This is a genomic window from Planococcus faecalis (assembly GCF_002009235.1).
Classification (GTDB): domain Bacteria; phylum Bacillota; class Bacilli; order Bacillales_A; family Planococcaceae; genus Planococcus; species Planococcus kocurii.
Genome location: NZ_CP019401.1, coordinates 1,101,318 through 1,122,007, shown reverse-complemented (window position 1 = coordinate 1,122,007; position 20,690 = coordinate 1,101,318). Strand labels below are relative to the sequence as shown.

At 41.5% G+C, this 20,690-nt stretch carries 20 protein-coding genes; 3 read left to right on the top strand and 17 right to left on the bottom strand.

What is annotated here, in order from left to right; translation table 11 throughout:
* Positions 1-17 precede the first annotated feature (17 nt).
* The 13 genes from hisIE to hprK all read right to left on the bottom strand — a co-directional run bounded on the left by hisIE (position 18) and on the right by hprK (position 10,391).
* Positions 18-644, bottom strand: coding sequence for a bifunctional phosphoribosyl-AMP cyclohydrolase/phosphoribosyl-ATP diphosphatase HisIE (gene hisIE / locus AJGP001_RS05515; RefSeq protein ID WP_071153683.1), 627 nt, complete (start codon positions 642-644; stop codon positions 18-20).
* Positions 641-1,393: an imidazole glycerol phosphate synthase subunit HisF gene (gene hisF, locus AJGP001_RS05510; protein WP_058385910.1), complete on the bottom strand. Its 753-nt coding sequence runs from the start codon at positions 1,391-1,393 to the stop codon at positions 641-643. The genes hisIE and hisF overlap by 4 nt, the downstream gene beginning before the upstream one ends.
* The gene (gene hisA / locus AJGP001_RS05505) at positions 1,387-2,115 is read right to left on the bottom strand and encodes a 1-(5-phosphoribosyl)-5-[(5-phosphoribosylamino)methylideneamino]imidazole-4-carboxamide isomerase (RefSeq protein ID WP_058385911.1); all 729 of its coding nucleotides are present in this window, start codon (positions 2,113-2,115) and stop codon (positions 1,387-1,389) included. The genes hisF and hisA overlap by 7 nt, the downstream gene beginning before the upstream one ends.
* Entirely contained in the window at positions 2,108-2,737 is a 630-nt protein-coding gene (gene hisH / locus AJGP001_RS05500) for an imidazole glycerol phosphate synthase subunit HisH (protein ID WP_058385912.1), read from the bottom strand. The genes hisA and hisH overlap by 8 nt, the downstream gene beginning before the upstream one ends.
* Positions 2,734-3,324, bottom strand: a complete 591-nt coding sequence (gene hisB, locus AJGP001_RS05495) for an imidazoleglycerol-phosphate dehydratase HisB (protein WP_071153694.1) — start codon at positions 3,322-3,324, stop codon at positions 2,734-2,736. Before hisB ends, hisH begins: the two co-directional genes overlap by 4 nt.
* Positions 3,318-4,601, bottom strand: coding sequence for a histidinol dehydrogenase (gene hisD, locus AJGP001_RS05490; protein WP_071153682.1), 1,284 nt, complete (start codon positions 4,599-4,601; stop codon positions 3,318-3,320). The genes hisB and hisD overlap by 7 nt, the downstream gene beginning before the upstream one ends.
* The gene (gene hisG / locus AJGP001_RS05485; protein ID WP_058385914.1) at positions 4,598-5,224 is read right to left on the bottom strand and encodes an ATP phosphoribosyltransferase; all 627 of its coding nucleotides are present in this window, start codon (positions 5,222-5,224) and stop codon (positions 4,598-4,600) included. The genes hisD and hisG overlap by 4 nt, the downstream gene beginning before the upstream one ends.
* Positions 5,224-6,381 carry an ATP phosphoribosyltransferase regulatory subunit gene (gene hisZ, locus AJGP001_RS05480; protein ID WP_071153681.1) on the bottom strand — a complete coding sequence of 386 codons (1,158 nt, stop codon included), beginning with the start codon at positions 6,379-6,381 and terminating at the stop codon, positions 5,224-5,226. The genes hisG and hisZ overlap by 1 nt, the downstream gene beginning before the upstream one ends.
* Positions 6,382-6,513: 132 nt before the next feature.
* Positions 6,514-7,026 (bottom strand): acyltransferase, encoded by a 513-nt coding sequence (locus AJGP001_RS05475; protein WP_058385916.1) that lies wholly within the window; start codon positions 7,024-7,026, stop codon positions 6,514-6,516.
* Positions 7,023-7,679: a pyrophosphatase PpaX gene (gene ppaX, locus AJGP001_RS05470; RefSeq protein ID WP_058385917.1), complete on the bottom strand. Its 657-nt coding sequence runs from the start codon at positions 7,677-7,679 to the stop codon at positions 7,023-7,025. The genes AJGP001_RS05475 and ppaX overlap by 4 nt, the downstream gene beginning before the upstream one ends.
* Entirely contained in the window at positions 7,676-8,611 is a 936-nt protein-coding gene (locus tag AJGP001_RS05465) for a nucleoside recognition domain-containing protein (RefSeq protein ID WP_071153680.1), read from the bottom strand. Before AJGP001_RS05465 ends, ppaX begins: the two co-directional genes overlap by 4 nt.
* A gap of 19 nt (positions 8,612-8,630) precedes the next feature.
* Positions 8,631-9,443, bottom strand: a complete 813-nt coding sequence (gene lgt, locus AJGP001_RS05460; RefSeq protein WP_058385919.1) for a prolipoprotein diacylglyceryl transferase — start codon at positions 9,441-9,443, stop codon at positions 8,631-8,633.
* A 21-nt stretch (positions 9,444-9,464) separates the two neighbouring features.
* Positions 9,465-10,391, bottom strand: coding sequence for an HPr(Ser) kinase/phosphatase (gene hprK / locus AJGP001_RS05455; protein WP_058385920.1), 927 nt, complete (start codon positions 10,389-10,391; stop codon positions 9,465-9,467).
* Positions 10,392-10,558: 167 nt separating this feature from the next.
* Here hprK and AJGP001_RS05450 point away from each other — a divergent pair, with 167 nt between their 5' ends.
* From AJGP001_RS05450 to AJGP001_RS05440, 3 genes are all read left to right on the top strand, one after another.
* Positions 10,559-11,107 carry an N-acetylmuramoyl-L-alanine amidase family protein gene (locus AJGP001_RS05450; RefSeq protein WP_078080233.1) on the top strand — a complete coding sequence of 183 codons (549 nt, stop codon included), beginning with the start codon at positions 10,559-10,561 and terminating at the stop codon, positions 11,105-11,107.
* A gap of 481 nt (positions 11,108-11,588) precedes the next feature.
* Positions 11,589-13,535 (top strand): elongation factor G, encoded by a 1,947-nt coding sequence (locus AJGP001_RS05445; RefSeq protein ID WP_071153679.1) that lies wholly within the window; start codon positions 11,589-11,591, stop codon positions 13,533-13,535.
* Positions 13,536-13,564: 29 nt separating this feature from the next.
* Positions 13,565-13,990: a DUF1801 domain-containing protein gene (locus AJGP001_RS05440; protein WP_078080232.1), complete on the top strand. Its 426-nt coding sequence runs from the start codon at positions 13,565-13,567 to the stop codon at positions 13,988-13,990.
* Between the two features lie 77 nt (positions 13,991-14,067).
* On the opposite strand, the gene AJGP001_RS05435 is transcribed toward AJGP001_RS05440, so the two are convergent.
* The 4 genes from AJGP001_RS05435 to AJGP001_RS05420 all read right to left on the bottom strand — a co-directional run bounded on the left by AJGP001_RS05435 (position 14,068) and on the right by AJGP001_RS05420 (position 20,656).
* A complete protein-coding gene (locus tag AJGP001_RS05435) occupies positions 14,068-15,240 on the bottom strand; it encodes a DUF4097 family beta strand repeat-containing protein (protein WP_058385924.1) in 1,173 nt (390 codons plus the stop codon).
* Positions 15,241-15,346: 106 nt separating this feature from the next.
* Positions 15,347-18,229, bottom strand: coding sequence for an excinuclease ABC subunit UvrA (gene uvrA, locus AJGP001_RS05430; protein WP_058385925.1), 2,883 nt, complete (start codon positions 18,227-18,229; stop codon positions 15,347-15,349).
* Positions 18,230-18,235: 6 nt separating this feature from the next.
* Positions 18,236-20,218, bottom strand: coding sequence for an excinuclease ABC subunit UvrB (gene uvrB, locus AJGP001_RS05425; protein ID WP_071153693.1), 1,983 nt, complete (start codon positions 20,216-20,218; stop codon positions 18,236-18,238).
* Between the two features lie 195 nt (positions 20,219-20,413).
* Complete coding sequence (locus AJGP001_RS05420; RefSeq protein WP_058385927.1) at positions 20,414-20,656, bottom strand: IDEAL domain-containing protein; 243 nt, start codon at positions 20,654-20,656, stop codon at positions 20,414-20,416.
* Positions 20,657-20,690: the final 34 nt, after the last annotated feature.

The window sequence follows — 20,690 nt, the reverse complement described above, 5'->3', positions numbered from 1 at the left end:
TATAGCATATTTCCCTATTATTTACTTGTCGCTTTTGTTTCATGACGTTGTTTTAATACATTGGTCACTTTGTTAAAGTTTACCTTTTGTTCTTGTAAAAGCACCAACACATGATACAACAAATCGGCTGTTTCCATTGATAGCTCTTCAGCGTCACGATTTTTGGCTGCGATAATCACTTCAGCTGCTTCTTCGCCTACTTTTTTACAAATTTTATCTATGCCTTCTTCAAACAGATAAGTCGTATACGCCCCTTCAGGCATTTCTTTTTCACGCGCTTCGATTAACGCGGTCAATTGTGCGAACATATCGCCTGGAGATTCATTGCGCTCACCATGAATGGTTTCAAAAAAGCAGCTATCTTTACCCGTATGACAAGCGGGGCCATTTGGAATTACTTCATAAATTAGCGAATCGCCGTCGCAATCTAATCGCACAGCCGTCACTTTTTGAGTGTTACCACTCGTCGCACCTTTGTTCCACAATTCACTACGGCTTCTTGAGTAAAGCCACGTTTCATTTGTAGCCATTGTTTTTTGGACGGCTTCTTCGTTGGCATAAGCCAAAGTTAACACTTCTTTTGTTTCGGCATTCTGGATTATCACGGGAATCAGCCCGCTTGGATCATATTGTATGGTTGTCATCGGACGTTCACTCCCTCTTTCCGTAAATATTGCTTGACCTCATCTACACTGGTTTCTTTGTAATGGAAAATAGAGGCCGCTAAAGCAGCATCAGCATCCACCATTTTAAAGACTTCGCTAAAATGTTCTTTGTTTCCTGCTCCACCACTGGCAATGACCGGTACTTCTACCGCTTCGCGTACAGCTTGTGTTAATTCCAAATCAAAACCGTCTTTCGAGCCGTCTTTGTCCATGCTCGTCAACAACAGTTCACCAGCTCCAAGCTCAACACTTCTTTTTGCCCATTCAACTGCGTCCCAATCAGTTTTGTTGCGACCACCATGTGTGTAAACGTCCCAGCTGTCGCCATTTTTCTTAGCATCAATTGCTACGACAATACATTGAGAACCAAAAAAGTCTGCGCCTTCTTTGATCAACTCAGGACGGTCAAGGGCAGCTGTGTTTAAAGAGACTTTATCAGCTCCGGCGCGCAACAAACGTTTCATGTCATCAAGACTGCGAATACCACCACCTACTGTAAACGGAATCGACAGTTCTGTTGCAACAATTTTCACGACTTCGACCATCGTTTCCTTGCCTTCGTGAGAAGCCGAAATGTCCAAAAACACCAATTCATCTGCTCCTTGCTCATCATAAAAACGAGCCAATTCAACAGGATCTCCCGCATCACGCAACGAAACGAAACTAACGCCTTTGACGACACGTCCTTCTTTTACATCAAGACAGGGAATAATGCGTTTTGTCAACATGACAAAACCTCCTCCAGTGTAAAACGTTTTTCATAAAGTGCTTTCCCTATAATAACACCTGCGATGTTACTTTGCGCAGATGCTTCTTTAACATTTCGTACATCTTCTAGCGAACCAATGCCACCTGAAACAATGACTTGTGCTGATTCAGCACCCACCAACGATTTATTGGCGGTAATATTTGGTCCTGCGAGCGTGCCGTCTGTTGCAATATCTGTATAGATAAAATGTTTTGCACCTTTTTGCGCGAAATAATCCGCTACTTCTGTCGCTGCTTGTCCAGATGTCTCGATCCAGCCCTCTGTTGCAGCCATGCCATTTTTCGCATCAATACCGATCACAATTTGGTCGGCTCCAAATTCTTCAATAAACGATACAGCAAGTTCCGGATTACGGATTGCTAGGCTGCCGATAATGACACGTGCTACACCATTTGATAAATAATGCTGGATATCTTCACGAGTTCGAATGCCTCCGCCGACTTGTACTTTAGCACCGAGCTTTGCGGCTTCAATGACCACTTGATCGTTAATGCGGATGCCGTCTTTGGCACCGTCTAAGTCGACCATATGTATCCACTCTGCACCAGCTTCTACGAATTTTCGAGCCATTTCGACTGGTGAATCTCCGTAGATGGTTTCCTGAGTATAATCTCCTTGAAATAGGCGTACACATTTGCCATCCCTTAAATCAATCGCAGGATAGATTTGAAACTTAGACATGTAGGTTCCTCCTAACATTTGAAATCCATTGTTCTAATAAATAATGGCCAAAATCACCTGATTTTTCTGGATGGAATTGCATACCCGTTATCAAACCTGTCCCGACTACTCCCGGAACGTTGAGGCCTCCGTAGCTTGCTGTGGCTAAAACTTCTTGTTGCTTTGTATTTATCGCTAAAAAAGAATGTACAAAGTACACGTGCGTATCACTTAATACATCCTCTAACCAATACGGCATATGCGAAAATTCCAAACGGTTCCAGCCCATATGAGGAATTCGGTATGTGCCTTTTTCAAAACGACGAATTTGTCCTGTCAGTAACCCCAAACCTTTTGTCGGTTTTACTTCCGAACTATCTTCATATAACAACTGCATACCGAGACAAATCCCAAGAAGCGGAATATTTTTTTCTGGCAATGATTGGATAAATCCTGAAAGTCCTTTGTCGTTTAATAACTCCATAGCATCTGGAAAAGCACCGACTCCTGGCAGCAAAATCCCTTCTGCTTCGAGCAGCACCGCAGGGTCATCGGATACAATCACTGTACATTCCAGCTTTTTTAACGCCTGCTCGACACTAAACAAATTGCCCATGCCGTAATCAATAATGCCAATGATCATGTGAGCAACCCCTTTGTTGATGGTACACCTTTAACTCGTGGATCAATCATCGTCGCTTCATCAAGCGCACGTGCTAGCGCTTTAAAAATTGCTTCGATAATATGGTGCGTATTTTTTCCGTAATGAACGATAACGTGGACGTTCATCCTTGATTCTAGCGCAAATTTCCAAAGGAATTCCTGGATCAGTTCCGTATCAAACGTTCCTACTTTTTCAGTCAGCGGCTGACTACGGAATTCCAGATGTGGACGATTTGAACAATCAATAATTACTTGAGCCAACGCATCATCCATTGGTACAAATGCGTTGCCGTAACGACGTATGCCTTTTTTATCGCCAAGTGCTTCTTTAACAGCTTGACCTAAAACAATGCCAATATCTTCAGTAGTGTGGTGGTCATCAATGTGCGTATCGCCATCTGCCGTAATATCACCATCAAATAAGCCATGTTTAATGAACAAATCCAGCATATGATCCATAAATGGAACACCTGTATCAATTACCGATTTCCCTTCACCATCTAAGGAAAATTTGATGGCTACTTTGGTTTCATTGGTATTGCGTTTGATTTCAGCTTTTCTCATAATCGGTTCCCCTTTTCCCACGACCGCGATTCGACTGCACGCGCATGGCCTTCTAATCCTTCAAGACGTGCTAGACGAGCAATTTTTTCTTTATTGTTTTGCCAAGCCTGTTCGCTATAATGGATAATGCTGGTTCTTTTAATAAAATCATAAACAGATAAAGCACTCGAAAAACGTGCCGTGCTGTTTGTTGGCAATACGTGATTCGTTCCTGCAAAATAATCGCCAATTGGTTCAGACGAAAACCTTCCGATAAAAATGGCACCGGCGTGGCGAATCTTCTCCGCGACTGCTTCTGCATCTTCTGTCATAATTTCCAAATGTTCAGGCGCTAGTTGATTGGCGGCTGTAATCAGCTCTTCTACCGTTTGCCCTAGATAAATCATGCTGTGATTTATCATCGCTGGACTCGCAATGGCTTGACGAGGCAAGTTTGCTAATTGACGCTTTACTTCTTTAGAAACCGCATCAGCCAATTGTTCGCTAGTCGTTAATAACACAGCGCTCGCCATCGGATCATGTTCTGCTTGTGACAATAAATCGGCTGCCACTTCATCAGCATATGCGGAATCATCCGCAATTATCGCGATTTCACTTGGTCCAGCAATCATATCGATCGCCACGTCACCATTCACTTCTCGTTTAGCAAGCGCAACAAAAATATTGCCCGGACCGGTAATTTTATCAACGGGTGCGATAGATTCTGTGCCGTATGCTAAAGCTGCAATTGCTTGTGCACCACCTGATTTATAAACTTCTGTAATGCCAAGGATATGAGCCGATGCGAGTACTCCGTCAGACAATGTGCCATCTTTACTCGGTGGTGAAATTAAGACAATGCGTGATACGCCTGCTACTTGTGCCGGAATGACGTTCATCAACACAGATGAAGGATATGCAGCTGTGCCACCTGGTACGTAAAGTCCAGCTGACTCGATAGCTGTAACACGCTGTGCAACATACGAACCATCTTCGTTATCTAAACGGTAGCCTTGTTGTTGCTGACTTTCATGGTACTTCCGAATATTCGCCGCAGCTTCAGTTAAGTCCGTTAACAATTGCGGGTCAAAACGGTCGACTGCTTGCGAAATTTCTTCTTCTGTCACACGTAAAGAGGTTAATTTAGCACCATCCCATTTTTCTGTAAAGCGAAACATCGCTCTGTCCCCGTGATCTTTCACTTCTTGAATAATCGCTTTTACCGCTGTAACTTGCTGTTCTGTGCCTTCTGCAATCGTTCTTCTGATGGAAATTCCTGAAGACAAACGAGTCACTTTCATAAAATGGCCTGCTTTCTCAGTCTTTCTACTAGCTCTGTGATGCGTTTTTGCTTTAAGCGATAACTTACAGGATTTGCAATCAAACGTGACGTGATGTCGACAATTTTTTCGTATTCAACTAAGCCATTTTCTTTTAATGTTTTACCAGTAGAGACAATATCCACAATACGATCCGCTAAACCAATCATTGGCGCCAATTCAATCGAACCGTTTAATTCGATGATTTCGACTTGCTCGCCTTTGCCACGATAATATTGCGACGCTACTTTCGGGTACTTAGTCGCAACACGCGGAGATACTTTGTTCATCGGCGTGTCCGGCATACCTGCAGTTGCGATATAACAGCGGCTGATACCAAGGTCTAATAATTCATAAACATCTCGGTCATGCTCAAGCATCACATCTTTTCCAGCAATGCCAATGTCTACAACTCCATGTTCGACATAAGCTGGAACATCCATTGGTTTAGCAAGAATAAAACGAATATTTTCATTGGGTGCTTCGACAATCAATTTTCGTGAATCATCGAGTTCTTTTGGCAAATCATAGCCTGCTTTTACTAATAATTCATAAGCTTCTTCAAATATTCTTCCTTTGGGCATGGCAATCGTTAATGCATCCATTACTTCACACCTTCCAATCTTAGAACCTTGCTGAAATGTTTACTAAATTCGTCAAGAGCCATAACCGCTGGTGCAAATTGCAATGTGACTCGCGTTCCTTGCTGACGAAGATTTTGTGCTTCATCATAGGCACGCTCTTCGTGTTGTTCATCAAATAAGATTAATGTATGGTCTTGTTGTTCGGAAACAGCTGAAATCAGTTCTAGTAAACGATCTACACGTAAACCAAAGCCGGTTGCACCAACCTCTAATCCAAATTGCTTCATTAATCCGTCATAACGTCCCCCGTTGCCAAGTGGAAACCCACTGCCCGTTGCATACACTTCAAATACTAAGCCAGTGTAATAGGTCATATGGCTGTTAAACGACAAATCATACGTTACCGCGTCTGCTAAGCCGCTGCGATCCAATATGGTTTTCAGCTTTTTCATACCTTCGAATAAAGAACTTTGTTTGGCGTTATGAGGATCAATCCATTGCTGCCATTCTTCTACAGTAGAAGTGGACATCAAACCAATAAATGATTCTCGACTAGAAGCTTCTATAGGTAACTGGTGAACCAAGCTTTCAAAGCCTACACTGTTTTTGGAAACGAAAGCACTGCGAACTTGTTCAATTTGCTGCTGATCCAAACCGAAATCCTCTAAAATCAACTGCAATAATTGGGTATGTCCAATAACAAAGCGGCTAGACTCAATATCTAGATTTTTTAAAATCGTCCATGCCAAAATAATAACTTCTGCATCTGCATATAAAGAGTCATCGCCGATCAACTCAACACCCATCTGTTCAAACTCAGCCGGACGTCCACCTTCACGTTTTTGAGCGCGGAAAACATTTGAATAATAGCCAAGTCGTACCGGCATCTTTTCTTTTAGTAGCTTAGATGCAGCGACGCGTGCAATGGGTGAAGTCATATCTGGACGTAATACCAAGGTTTCACCTTGGCTGTCTAGTAATTTAAACAACGCATTATCAGCAATTGCTGAAATTTTACCGATGGTTTCGTAATATTCTAAAGTAGGTGTTTGCAGCAAATCATAGCCTGCCTGTTGAATAATAGACGTTCCATTTGTACGGAGTTCCGCTTTCTTTTTTGCGATAAATGGGAAATCATCTCTCATGCCTAGTGGTTTCTCGAACATTTGTATAGTCATTTATAAAACTCCCTAATATTGGTTATTTCACTTTAGTTCGCTAATGTGATGAAGTAATATTTATTTTAGCGCATTGTTCCATCTACCGTCAAGAGATATACTCGAAAAAAATCCTGAAAGCAATCGTTGCTTTCAGGATTTTGCTTGGCGCTCTGCCATTTGTTCAGCTGTATAAATAATATTCATCGGATTTCCGCCGACAAAAGCTCCAGCTGGCACATCTTTATGGACGAGCGTGGCAGCGGAAACAATTGCGCCGTTTCCAATCGTGATGCCGGGCAAAATCGTAGTGTTTGCTCCAATCATGACGCGGTTTCCGATAACTACGTCGCCAAGTCGATATTCATCTATTAAATATTCATGTGCAAGAATCGTTGTATTGTAACCGATTACGGTGTTTTCTCCAACCGTTATTTTCTCCGGAAACATAACATCCGGCATGACCATCAACGCAAAAGATGAGTGTTTTCCAATTTTCATATGGAGAAACGTTTTATACAGCCAATTTTTCATAGGCAAAAACGGCGTATATCTAGCCGTTTGAATCACTAGAAAATTCTTGGCAACTTTCCAGAATGGCACTGTTTTGTAAATATGCCAAAGTGAATTCGGCCCTTCCACAAAATGCCGTTGTGTGTCTCTCATTTTACAGCCTCTTTAGTTAATTCCAGTAAATCACTAATATGCTGCAACATAAAGTCCGGATTAAAACTGGCTAAGAATTCTTCTCCTTTTGCAGACCACGCCACGCCCGCAGTTCGAACTCCCGCATTTTTACCACCTTCGATATCGTGGGAATTGTCACCAATCATTAAGGCTTCATCGTGAGACGCACCTAATTGCTCTAATGCCAAATGCAAGGGCTCTGGATTTGGTTTTGGGTTTGTGACATGATCCAGACCAACCAACACATCAAAAACATCGTTAACACCCATTAGCTTCAAGCCATGACGTATTGTGTCACTTCTTTTTGTCGAGACAATTGCCATTTTCATTCCTTGCGCTTTCAGTAAACGTAAGGTTTCTGCGACGCCATCATATTCTTCGACTAGTTCATCGTGCAACGTACGATTGAGCGCGCGGTATTGAACAGTCAGCTCTTCCACGCGGTCCGGGTCAATCGCTGCAAATGTTTGTGTTAACGATGGGCCGATAAAATCCAGTGCATCTTGACGATCAAAGCGACCAGGATAATGTTCACCAAGGACGGCTAAGAAAGTTTGAATGATTAATTCATTGGTATCGAGCAAAGTTCCGTCAAAATCGAATAATAGCGTATTTATTTTTTTTGCAGTCATGTTGAAATCACTTCCTTTTGTTTTTCTTCCGCTCTACGCCACATATAAGAAACAAAGACCGTTAGTACTAATGCCGTAACGATTCGGATTAACAATAGCGGCCAGATTGGAATACCTAATGGAATAAAAATTAATGTGTCTTCCACTACCGCATGACAAGCAACGAGAAAGATAAATACCAGTGTCGCATCCTTTTTACTAACGCCATCTTCTCGTACAGCTTGAATCATCACACCCGCTCCCATAGCGAGTCCGAAAACCAGTCCTGAAGCAAGTGTTAACGAAGCGTTTTTCTGAACACCCAATAAACGAGTTAAAGGTCCGAGCAGATTGGATATTTTTTGAAGGTATCGTTTATCTTTTAAAATTTGAATCATAATCATTAATGGAATAACAATCATCGCCAGCTGAAGAACACCAAACGAAGCTTTTTCAAGTCCGATTAGCATAACCCCAATCCAACTCTCAGGAACAGCTGATGCTTCAGGCGCAAAACCGTATTGCGCCATCTCGCTGCCACCTTTCCAAAAGACATTAATGATAATAGCAGATAACGCAGCTAGACCAAAGCGGACAACTAAAACGATCCACAGCTTGACACCAACTTTTAGCGCTACGCCAGTTTCAATAAAAATATTATGTGAAAAGGATAGCATGACGGCCAAGATAAAAACTTCTTTAACCGTTAAATCTAATGATAGGATGCCGGCAATTCCAGCATAAAGATTAAGCGCATTACCGAGAACCAGTGGAATTGCCGCATCGCCGCTTAATCCGAACAAGCCCATAACGGGTGATACTAAATCGATAACAAAAGGCAAAACCGGTGTGTATTGAAGCATGGTGACGAGCAAAGTGATAGGGAAAATGATTTTCCCTAATGACCAAGTCGTTTTCAACCCTGCCTTCAAACCATTTTTCAGTGTCGACATCTGATCGCTCTTTTCCTAATTAGTTATCCTTATAATGAGGTGGGTTTTTAATTGTGACACGACGGTATACGATGAATACAACAGCGATGACAATAGCCAATACTGACACTAGTTGTGCAGCACGAAGTTCACCGATTACATACAGGCTATCTGTGCGCATTCCTTCGATATAGAAGCGGCCAACAGAATACCAAATCATATAGAAGAAAAACATTTCACCACGTACTAGATTTACTTTTCGTAGTAGCAACAAAAGAATAATTCCCACTAAACTCCACATAGATTCATACAAGAAAGTTGGATGGTAATAAGCCCCGTCTATGTACATGTGATTGATGATCCAATCAGGGATAAACAGATTTTCAAGGAAAGTCCGTGACACTTCTCCGCCATGTGCTTCTTGGTTGATAAAATTACCCCAACGACCAATGGCTTGTCCGATTAAGATACTTGGTGCTAATATATCCGCCACTTTCAGAAATGACGTATTACGCTTTTTGGTAAACAGATAAGCGACAATAACAGATGCAATCAAGGCACCATGTATCGCAATTCCACCGTTCCAAATAGCGATAATTTGACTAGGATTGTCTTTGTAATGTTCCCACTCGAACGCTACGTAATAAATACGTGCGCCAACAATCGCCAGCGGTACCGCCCAAATTAGTAAATCAGTTAAAAATTCAGTATGCAGTCCTCGCTTAACCATTTCACGCTGGCCTACCAAAAAGGCGATGATAATACCAACAGCGATAATAACACCGTACCATTGAACCGAAATCGGACCGAGTGAAAAAGCGGTCGGATCTATTGAAGCTAATATTGCAAACATGTCGTGCACCTTCCCATTCGCTTAGTTTGTATCTTGTGCAATCACGTCATCCAGACGCTTCGAAAACTCTTCGGCGGCGTTAACGCCCATTCGTTTCAAACGATAGTTCATCGCGGCAACTTCGATAATAACCGATAAGTTACGACCTGGACGAACAGGAATTGTTAGTTTCGTCAATTGTGTATCAATAATCTTCATTTTTTCTTCTTCTAGTCCTAATCGATCGTAGGTTTTGTCTTGATCCCAGATTTCTAAATCAATGACCAAAGAAATCCGTTTAAATGTGCGAACAGCGCTCGCACCAAATAAGGTCATGATATCGATAATACCGACTCCACGAATTTCGAGCAAATGCTCAATTAGTTTAGGTGCAGATCCTACTAATGTATTTTCACCTTCTTGATGAATTTCTACACAGTCATCGGCAACTAAGCGGTGACCTTTTTTGACAAGTTCTAAAGCTGTCTCGCTTTTACCAACACCACTTTTTCCCGTCAGTAACACTCCAACACCGTATATATCTACAAGAACGCCATGGATTGCCGTCGTAGGAGCTAACTGACTTTCTAAAAAGTTCGTCAGCAAACTCGAAAACCGAGTCGTTGACATTGGAGTCGTCATGACTGGCACATGCCGATTGCTTGAAGCAGCGATCAATTCTTCTGGAACTGGTACACCATGCGAAACAATAATTGCTGGCGTGTCGTCTGTGCATAGCTTCATCATACGATCTAATCGTTCTTTAGGTGATAGCATAGAAAAAAAAGAAAGCTCGGTTTTGCCGAGCAATTGCACACGATTTGCTGGATAATGGGTGAAATAACCGGCCATTTCCAACCCTGGTCTTGAAATATCGCTAATGGGGATATGACGGCCAATGCCTTCTTCTCCACTAATTAATTCCAAGTCGAACGTCTTCATCACTTGTTTTGTCGTTACTTGTCCCATTTGGTATTCCTCACTTCCTATCCACACATTATTTTGAATTTTCATCAAAACAATTATTTTTATATGCGGTTTGCTTTTATTTTAACATGGAAACTATATATTTGAAGATTTTTGTCCCCTTTGTCATGTTTCCTTCCTATATAGATTGCAAAAGGAGGTCTATCCCAATGAAGATTATGATTGATGCCGGACATGGCCCAGATACACCTGGAAAGCGCTCACCCGATGGCAAATTGAGAGAATTCCATTTTAACGTGGCCGTAGCAGAAGAAGTTAAAAAGCGATTGGTACTGGATGGACATATTGTCTTTTTCAGCCATCAACATGACTTTGATGTTCCATTACACGAACGCACGAATCTAGCAAATCGTATGAAGGCAGATGTATTCGTCTCGATTCACGCCAACGCAGTGGGGCATACATTTAACTCTACAAATGGCCTAGAAACGTTTACCTATAACCACCCTCAGCCTGCTACACACATGCTAGCATCTGCAGTCCAACAGTCACTAATACAAGTAACTGGACGAAAAAATCGCGGGATTAAACAAGCAGATTTCGCCGTACTTCGGGATACCCATATGCCAGCTATTCTGGTAGAATGCGGCTTTATGACACACAAGGAAGAAGTCGAATTACTTAAGTCAGCTGCTTACCGAAAACGCTGCGCACAAGGAATCTGTTTCGGTATCGCTTGTTTTGAAGCAAGTCGGTAAAGGGGTAACTTTACACTTATATGAAAACGGGGCTGTCTCAAAAGGTCATGAACTAAGACTTTTGAGTGCAGCCTCTTTTTCTTGCAACAGAACAGGCCGCTTTTCGCGGGCACAGTCTCAACCGGTTGAACCATCTTAACCACACATTGTTTCCATTCCCATCAACCCCTTTAAAACTTTAAAAAGTGCATTTCTGTAAACTGAAAGTACAGGCCAAAGTAGCTCTTAAAGTGGCATCGATAACGCAAAATCACAATAGAAAGTGTGTTCTTCTATAAAGGAAAATTAATCATTCCCAAGAATTCACCTCTGGAACCTTGAAAAAGTAAACCGAGTTCGGAATTGTGAGGCGCGATTCAAAAAAACAGACAGAGAAAAAGATACTTTTTCTCTGTCTGTTTTATTTTAAAGACTTATGGGACACTCCCTTTTTTATAATTGCATATAAATTCTGTTAAACTAGAGATAAAGAGGTGACAACATGAACAAAACGATTGGAATTCTTGCGCATGTCGATGCCGGTAAGACTACTTTTTCAGAACAACTGTTATATCATACGAAAAGTATTCGGCAGCGCGGGCGAGTCGACCACCAAAATGCTTTTCTCGATAGCCACACCATTGAAAAAACCCGAGGCATAACAATTTTTGCTGATCAGGCAACCTTTACACTAAATGATTCTACTTATTTTCTTATTGACACACCGGGTCACGTTGATTTTTCCCCAGAAATGGAGCGGTCAATTCAAGTAATGGATTACGCCGTTATTATCATTAGTGCAGTTGATGGCATTGAAGGGCATACTGAAACTGTTTGGCAGCTTCTTCAAAAACATAAGATTCCGGTCTTTTTCTTCGTTAATAAAACAGATCGCGAAGGAGCAGATGCCGTTCAAGTTTTAGCAGACATTCGCTTGAATTTTTCCGAAGATGTCTGTAACCTAACAAATAACTTTCATAATGGTGAGTTGAGCGAAAGTCTCATTGAATTTATTGCTGAACGAGACGAAGAATTGCTGATGCAGTATGTCGAGACTGGTTTTGATAAAAAAACCTGGATAGAGGCTTTTCAGCGGTTGATTGCAACTAACCAGATTTTCCCTTGTGCTAGTGGCTCTGCTTTACAAGATATCGGCATCTTAGATTTCCTGCTCCAACTTGATCAATTAACGACTAGTGCTTATTCAGAAGATCATGCATTTGGTGCACGAATTTATAAAATTCGGCACGATGACAATGGCAATCGAATCTGTTTTTTAAAAGCGTTTAGCGGGACTTTACAGGTTCGTGACAAACTCGTTTATGGTCCTAATCAGCTTGAAGAAAAAGTGACGCAAATCCGCAATTATAATGGCAACAAATTTAAACTGGTTGAACAAGCAAGGGCAGGCGAACTTTTTGCGATAGCGGGATTGACAGAGGCTCTGGTCGGTGATGTCATTGGGAATTATGCTACTGACAACCAATCTGAAGTAGTGCCAACATTAAAATCAATTGTCCTTTTTGATGCGTCTCTCCCTGCAAAAGAAGTACTATTAAGTTTCCAAATTCTCGGTGCTGAAGACCCTTCTTTGTCGGTTTTTTGGAACGAGTATTTCCAGCATATCCAAATTCAAGTAATGGGTATTATTCAATTAGAAGTTCTCGAACAAGTAGTTCTAGAACGGTTTGGCCACCACGTCCAGTTTGGGGAACCTGAAATTCTCTATAAAGAAACGATTAACTTACCCGTTATGGGCTATGGCCATTTCGAACCTCTTCGCCATTATGCTGAAGTTCATTTGAAGCTAGAGCCGGGTGAGCGTGGCAGCGGCTTACAGGTAGACAACGTCTGCCATGCTCACGCTTTATCTGTCGGAAATCAGAACCTCATCTTGCATCACCTTAACGAGCGCGACCATCATGGCTTACTAACTGGTTCTCCTTTGACCGATGTTAAAGCAACGCTTGTAACTGGACGTGGTCACAACGAGCACACCTCTGGGGGTGATTTCCGGGAAGCAACTTTTCGAGCGCTTCGGCAAGGACTTGAACAAGCACAAAACCGTCTACTTGAACCCATGTACCGTTTTAAAATCAAAGTAAGTTTAGAGCAAATGGGAAAAGTATTATCGGATGTTCAGCAAGCACATGGTAGTTTTAATGCTCCTGAAACCATTGGTAGCAAAACGATCATCGAAGGTCGTGTACCCGTAGCGACATTTATGAAATACAGCACAGAATTTGCTGCGCTTACCCACGGCAAAGGCGCACTTAGTTTACTATTTGATGGTTATGACTTCTGCCATAATGAAGAACAAGTAATCAACCGGATTGGCTATGATAAAAACACTGATCCTCTTTATACATCCACTTCTATTTTTTGCGCAAAAGGCAAAGGTTATAAAGTTTCTTGGGACGAAGCAGAAAAAGCTATGCATTGTTTGTGAAACCTATCTGCATGAAGGAGGAATGGGCTATGTACGAACAAAAAACAAAAGAAACCGATGCCGACGTTATTGAATTTATCGAATCTGTCGATCACCCAAAAAAACGTCAAGATGCTTATAAGTTACTGGAACTATTTGAAAAAGCGAGCGGTCACTCCGCAAAAATGTGGGGACCCAGTATTATTGGCTTTGGCTCTTACCATTATGTTTATAAAACCGGACACGAAGGCGATGCGCCACTTGTCGGTTTTTCTCCACGCAAAGCGAAGATTAGTTTGTATGTTGCAACTGGTGATGAAAATCGCGGTCCTCTACTCGAGAAATTCGGCAAGCATACAAGTGGAAAAGCCTGTATTTATATTAATAAAACCGAAGACATCGACCTTGATGTCCTTCAGCAATTGATCCAACAATCCATCAGCTTTCTTCAAAGTTTGTATCCACCTCTAAAATAATAATGTAGTTTCGTCACCTAAAATCGTTAAAAAGCCGGCACAGGAAATCTGTGTCGGCTTTTTGTTTTATCTATTATTTAGTCGATTGTTAAATAGCGTAGCAAGACAGAACCTGTTTTGGTTTCTCCATAGACTAATAACGGAGCTGCAGCTGGTTCAGTTCCTTGCTTTGAAAAACGTATCGATTTTTGCATGAATTGTCCTTGTTCGTGCGTAGAATCGATATCCGATAGTAAGACATCTATTTTGCCCAAGTTTGACGAAACTTCACCTTTTAACGGCAAATGAGCTGGAATATAAATTTCTACATTGCCTGCCAACGTTTTCGTTTCAAGTTTGCGAGCTTCTTTGCATCTTGTTGTAGCGACAATATTGCCGTTTAATGATTTAGTAACGATTGTTTGAATATCGCCATCAATATAAATGCGGCCATTTAACGTCTCTGCTTCCACTACTTTCCCTTTTGCTTCCTGAACATGAATAGCACCATTAGCCGTTTCTAGTTCAGCATCATCAAACTCTACATTTTTCAAATCCACTTTACCATTTGCTGTTTTCACTTTTATCAATGCAGCATTCATGCGTTTCATTGTGAATCCACCATTGAATAAGCGAGCTGTAATATGTTGATAGGAAGCTTCTGGAACATACAGGATCACATTTACTTGCGTTGTTTTCAAATCACTGATGACACGTAACTTTTGATCGTCGGCAATAAAAACAAACTTATCAAGAAAATCTTCTTTCGCTTGTGTTGCTGACTCTGAACGATATGCTTTAACGTTGCATTCTGCACGTAGCAAGCCGTCTTGAGATGGGAAAATTTCCAGCTGACCATTTGCGATATCCGCAACGATGGTGTTCAAGTCTGTCATATTTTCTGTAAATGTATGAGTAAACTGAACTGCTTCCCCGAATGGCGAGTCAAATTCCATCGTTTTTAACTTGCCAACAGACGACTGCATAAAGTCCATCATTCGTGTACCCAAATCATTAAAGTCTCGTGACACATTTTTGGAAACGTTTTTGGAAACGTTCTTTGAAAAATCTTTGGATACTTTTTTAACAATATCTTCTGGTCTAAAAAATCCACGTTTGCTAGGTTTGTCTCTTTGGTTGCTACGGCCATAATTTGACTCGTTCGACGATGAACTACTACCATCAATTGCCCGCAGCAACTCAACTGCTTCACGTGCTGAAATCGTACCATTCTCAACCATATCCAAAATGCGTTCTTTTTCACTTTGCATGTATTGCGGCCTCCTCTTTGTCTGAATGCCGATAAGTAAATCCTTACCCTTACAAACAGATGGTTCTTCTTCTTCTATGTTGATACGTTTACTAGCAGAAAAAGTTTCATTTAACTGTTTTTTTCTTGCGACTTGCACCTTTGACGACTGCATCCATACGTGCCCGGTCGCGCTCCAGTACTGGTTTCAAGTACTTTCCGGTATAAGAATTTTCAACAGCGGCGATTTCCTCGGGAGTACCTGTAGCTAAGATCATGCCGCCTTTATCTCCACCTTCGGGACCTAAATCAATAATATAATCCGCCGTCTTAATGACATCTAAATTATGTTCAATAGTCAGTACTGTATCGCCATTTTCTACAAGCCGCTGCAGAACGACCAATAACCGAGAAATATCATCTGCATGCAGACCTGTAGTCGGTTCGTCCAGAATGTAAAAGGACTTACCATTTGAACGTTTGTGAAGCTCAGATGCTAACTTAACGCGCTGCGCTTCTCCGCCGGATAAGGTAGTCGCAGGTTGGCCAAGCTTAATATATCCCAACCCTACATCGACAATCGTCTTTAGCTTGCGATTGATCTTTGGAATGTTTTCAAAAAATGCGTAGCCATCTTCCACTGTCATCGCAAGAACATCCGCAATGCTTTTGTTTTTATACTTCACTTCCAATGTTTCCCGGTTGTAACGTTTACCATGGCAAATTTCGCACGGCACATAGACATCCGGTAAGAAATGCATTTCTATTTTTATAATACCATCTCCACGGCAAGCTTCACAGCGACCGCCCTTGACGTTGAAACTAAACCGGCCTTTTTTGTAGCCACGAACTTTTGCTTCGTTCGTTGTGGCGTAAACATCACGGATATCATCGAAAACACCTGTGTAGGTTGCTGGGTTTGAACGTGGCGTCCGACCAATTGGGGACTGGTCAATATCGATAACTTTTTCCAATTCTTCAGTTCCTTCAATTAGATCAAAATGTCCTGGTTTGGCTTTCGCACGATTCAATCTATGAGCCAATGTTTTGTACAGAATTTCGTTAATGAGCGTACTTTTACCTGATCCTGAAACCCCGGTCACTGCTGTAAATAAACCGAGTGGAATATCGACATCTACTTTTTTCAAGTTGTTTTGATTCGCACCGCGGATTGAGATTTTCCGGTCGCTTGGTACTCTTCGCTCAGCAGGCACGGGAATAAATTTCTTGCCGCTTAAGTATTGACCCGTTAATGATTTTTTATTTTTCATTACTTTTTCAGGTGTTCCTGCAGCAATAATTTCTCCACCATGCGCTCCTGCTCCCGGTCCAACATCAATCAAATAATCAGCAGCTAACATCGTATCTTCGTCGTGCTCTACGACAATTAAGGTATTGCCAATATCTCGCATACTTTTCAAAGTCTCAATCAATCGATCATTATCTCGTTGATGAAGACCTATGGACGGTTCATCGAGTATATAAAGTACACCGGTAAGTCTTGATCCGATTTGAGTTGCTAGGCGGATTCGCTGCGCCTCTCCTCCGGATAAAGTTCCCGATGCACGACTTAACGTTAAGTAATCCAGTCCAACATTGATCAAAAAACCAATGCGTTCTTGAATTTCCCGTAAAATCAGTTTGGCAATTTGCATATCTTTTTCTGACAATACGAGCTGATCGAAAAACTGATTGGCTTCGACAATCGAAAATTCAGCGACGGTTCCGATATGAAGACCATTTACTTTCACTGACAGCGATTCAGGCTTTAGACGATAGCCTTCACAAACTGTGCAACTTTGCTGACCCATGTATTTTTCCATTTGGTCACGGATATAATCTGAAGATGTCTCACGATAACGACGGTCCACATTGGAAAGGACACCTTCAAAATTAATGTGATTGTCTCGAATTTGACCATAGTCATTTTCATAACGGAAACGAATTTTATCGTTTCCAGAACCGCGTAAAATAATGTTAATATGCTCTTCTGGCAATTCACTTACTGGAATGTCCATATCAATTTTATAATGCTGACAAACCGCTTTTAGAAGTTGCGGATAATATTGCGAACTGGTTGGTTGCCAAGGAACAATTGCTCCTTTGTTCAACGTGGCAGTCCAATCTGGAATGACCAATTCAGGATCAACTTCTAGCTTTATCCCTAAACCGTCGCATTCTGGACATGCACCAAAAGGTGAGTTAAACGAAAACATTCTCGGTTCAAGCTCACCAATAGAAAATCCACAAATCGGGCAGGCATGATGCTCACTAAACAGCAATTCTTCTTGCTCCATCACATCTACTAAAACACGGCCTTCTGCTAGCCGAAGGGCTGATTCTAAAGAATCACTTAGACGTGGCGCAATGCCCTCTTTAATGATGATGCGATCAATAACAACTTCAATGTTATGCTTTTTATTTTTATCTAATGCAATGTCGTCATCGAGATCAATTAGTTCCCCGTCCACGCGCACCCGGACATACCCTTGCTTTTTAATGTCCTCAAGTAACTTGACGTGAGTTCCTTTTCGACCAGAAACAATTGGAGCTAAAATTTGCATTTTGGTACGTTCCGGGTATTCCACGATGCGATCTACCATTTGTTCAATGGTTTGAGAAGAAATTTCTATACCATGATTTGGACAAATCGGCTTACCAATCCGTGCATACATGAGCCGCATGTAATCATAGATTTCCGTAACTGTCGCTACTGTAGAACGCGGATTTTTACTCGTGGTCTTTTGATCAATCGAAATAGCCGGTGACAATCCTTCAATTAAATCAACGTCAGGCTTATCCATTTGTCCTAAAAACTGGCGTGCATAAGCAGACAACGATTCAACATATCGCCGCTGTCCTTCCGCATAAATCGTATCAAATGCAAGCGAAGATTTACCGGATCCTGACAGTCCAGTCATAACCACAAGCTTGTCACGTGGAATTACCACATCAATGTTTTTTAGATTATTTGCACGCGCGCCTTGTATACGTATTTCCTGATTTCTCAACTTGCATCATCCTTCCGCTTTCAATTCAAGAACTGTATCACGCAGTTCTGCGGCACGTTCGAAATCGAGTGCTTTTGCCGCCTCTTTCATTTCTGTCTCTAGCAAACTGATCAGCTTTACGCGCTCTTCTTTTTTGAGTTTTTTGCCTGATACTGCTTTAGAGATGTATTCCTCTGACTCTTCTGCTGCATTGGTCGCACGAATGACGTCACGGATTTTCTTCTGTATCGTAATCGGCGTTACGCCATGTTCTTCATTGTATTCAGCTTGAATGGTCCGACGTCGCGTCGTCTCATCCATCGCTCTTTGCATGGAATCTGTTATTCTGTCTGCATACATAATGACACGACCATTTGAATTTCTAGCTGCCCGGCCCATCGTTTGAATCAATGCCCGTTCAGAACGCAAGAACCCTTCTTTATCAGCATCTAAAATGGTGACTAGTGAAACTTCTGGAATATCCAATCCTTCACGTAGCAAGTTAATGCCCACCAATACATCGTAAACGCCCATCCGCAACTCTCGAATAATTTCAATACGTTCAAGTGTTTTAATCTCCGAGTGCAAATAATTCACTTTGATACCGGCATCTTTTAGGTAAGCTGTTAAATCTTCCGACATTTTCTTTGTCAACGTCGTTACTAGTACACGCTCATTGACTTCCGCACGTTTGCGGATTTCATCCATCAAGTCATCTATTTGGCCTTCAATTGGACGAATCTCAATTGTTGGATCTAATAGACCTGTCGGACGAATGATTTGTTCAACCATTTCTGGGGTATGTTCCAATTCGTAAGGACCTGGTGTTGCGGATACAAAGACCGCTTGGCTAATATGCTTTTCAAATTCATCAAAAGTTAACGGTCGATTATCCATAGCAGAAGGCAAGCGGAAACCATGATCAACTAGTACTTTTTTACGTGCTTGGTCACCATTGAACATGCCTCTTACTTGCGGTAAGGTTACGTGACTTTCATCCACTACTAGTAGAAAATCTTCTGGAAAATAATCAATTAACGTATACGGTTGAGCCCCCGCAGGACGCAGAGTTAAATGACGGGAGTAGTTTTCAATACCCGAACAAAAACCCATCTCTCGCATCATTTCCAAATCGTAGCGCGTTCGTTGCTCAAGTCTTTGCGCTTCTAGTAATTTGTCTTCTGCACGCATTTCTTTTAAACGTTCCTCTAATTCTATTTCAATATTTTCAATTGCTTTAACCATCTTATCTTCGCGTGTAACAAAGTGAGATGCTGGAAAAATTGCTACATGGTCACGTTCACCGATAATTTCACCTGTTAACGCATCGACTTCGCGAATTCGATCAATTTCATCGCCAAAAAATTCAACGCGTAAACATCTTTCGTCGCGGGATGCTGGGAAAATCTCCACTACGTCTCCACGAACACGGAATGTTCCACGAATAAAATTAATATCATTGCGCTCATATTGAACGTCAACTAACTTTCTCAATAGCTGATTGCGTTCAATTTCCATTCCTTTTCGAAGGGAAACCACGAGTTCTCTGTACTCTTTTGGCGAACCAAGACCATAGATGCATGAAACGGACGCAATAACGATAACATCATCCCGTTCAAATAACGAACTCGTGGCAGAATGGCGTAATTTATCAATTTCATCATTTATACTTGCATCCTTTTCGATAAATGTATCTGATTGAGGCACATAAGCTTCTGGCTGATAATAGTCATAATAACTAACAAAATACTCAACTGCATTATCGGGGAAAAATTCCTTGAATTCGCTATAAAGCTGGCCTGCCAATGTTTTATTGTGGGCCATAACTAATGTTGGTTTTTTAACTTGCTGGATGACGTTTGACATCGTGTAGGTTTTCCCTGTACCAGTGGCACCTAATAAGGTCTGGCAGCGTTTGCCACTAATGATGCCTTGTGTCAGTTCAGCAATAGCCTGAGGCTGATCGCCAGCGGGTTCGTAAGGGGCTTGAAGATTAAATTCCTGTTTCATAGCAAGGCGTCCTCCCATTCTTTCAATACTTCTACTTTAACATATGCCCTAAAAAACCCCTAACAAAAAGCGAACGTATGTTTTTTATGTGAAGATACTCAAAAAATAACCGAATTTACTTTTTATTAGACACAGAAAAAAGAGGAATTAGATTAGCTCTAAATCCCCTTTTTACGGCCATTCTTAGGCAGCTATTTATTCAGTTTCTTCGTAATTTAAAGTTTGCAATTGTGCAGTATATCTGGTGAACGCTTTTTGATCATGATTGTCCAAGGCTTCATCGATGAGTGTCATCAGCTGTTCTTCTTGCTGGGAGCGGTGAACATGCTTTAAGAACAAATCCAAGTAAATATCATTCAGCAGCTTTTCCGCTTCCGTAATTTTTTTTGTTTGAGCCATTGCCTTCATGAAATCAGCATAAGAATAATAGTTTTCCATTCTACTTCACCCCGAATGCTTTTCATTAGTATAC

What these genes read in the sequence shown, in the direction of transcription:
- hisIE (WP_071153683.1), bottom strand. Translation starts at nt 644, where the DNA reads ATGACAACCATACAATATGATCCAAGCGGGCTGATTCCCGTGATAATC.
- hisF (WP_058385910.1), bottom strand. Translation starts at nt 1,393, where the DNA reads ATGTTGACAAAACGCATTATTCCCTGTCTTGATGTAAAAGAAGGACGT.
- hisA (WP_058385911.1), bottom strand. Translation starts at nt 2,115, where the DNA reads ATGTCTAAGTTTCAAATCTATCCTGCGATTGATTTAAGGGATGGCAAA.
- hisH (WP_058385912.1), bottom strand. Translation starts at nt 2,737, where the DNA reads ATGATCATTGGCATTATTGATTACGGCATGGGCAATTTGTTTAGTGTC.
- hisD (WP_071153682.1), bottom strand. Translation starts at nt 4,601, where the DNA reads ATGAAAGTGACTCGTTTGTCTTCAGGAATTTCCATCAGAAGAACGATT.
- hisG (WP_058385914.1), bottom strand. Translation starts at nt 5,224, where the DNA reads ATGGATGCATTAACGATTGCCATGCCCAAAGGAAGAATATTTGAAGAA.
- hisZ (WP_071153681.1), bottom strand. Translation starts at nt 6,381, where the DNA reads ATGACTATACAAATGTTCGAGAAACCACTAGGCATGAGAGATGATTTC.
- AJGP001_RS05475 (WP_058385916.1), bottom strand. Translation starts at nt 7,026, where the DNA reads ATGAGAGACACACAACGGCATTTTGTGGAAGGGCCGAATTCACTTTGG.
- ppaX (WP_058385917.1), bottom strand. Translation starts at nt 7,679, where the DNA reads ATGACTGCAAAAAAAATAAATACGCTATTATTCGATTTTGACGGAACT.
- AJGP001_RS05465 (WP_071153680.1), bottom strand. Translation starts at nt 8,611, where the DNA reads ATGTCGACACTGAAAAATGGTTTGAAGGCAGGGTTGAAAACGACTTGG.
- lgt (WP_058385919.1), bottom strand. Translation starts at nt 9,443, where the DNA reads ATGTTTGCAATATTAGCTTCAATAGATCCGACCGCTTTTTCACTCGGT.
- hprK (WP_058385920.1), bottom strand. Translation starts at nt 10,391, where the DNA reads ATGGGACAAGTAACGACAAAACAAGTGATGAAGACGTTCGACTTGGAA.
- AJGP001_RS05450 (WP_078080233.1), top strand. Translation starts at nt 10,559, where the DNA reads ATGAAGATTATGATTGATGCCGGACATGGCCCAGATACACCTGGAAAG.
- AJGP001_RS05445 (WP_071153679.1), top strand. Translation starts at nt 11,589, where the DNA reads ATGAACAAAACGATTGGAATTCTTGCGCATGTCGATGCCGGTAAGACT.
- AJGP001_RS05440 (WP_078080232.1), top strand. Translation starts at nt 13,565, where the DNA reads ATGTACGAACAAAAAACAAAAGAAACCGATGCCGACGTTATTGAATTT.
- AJGP001_RS05435 (WP_058385924.1), bottom strand. Translation starts at nt 15,240, where the DNA reads ATGCAAAGTGAAAAAGAACGCATTTTGGATATGGTTGAGAATGGTACG.
- uvrB (WP_071153693.1), bottom strand. Translation starts at nt 20,218, where the DNA reads ATGAAACAGGAATTTAATCTTCAAGCCCCTTACGAACCCGCTGGCGAT.
- AJGP001_RS05420 (WP_058385927.1), bottom strand. Translation starts at nt 20,656, where the DNA reads ATGGAAAACTATTATTCTTATGCTGATTTCATGAAGGCAATGGCTCAA.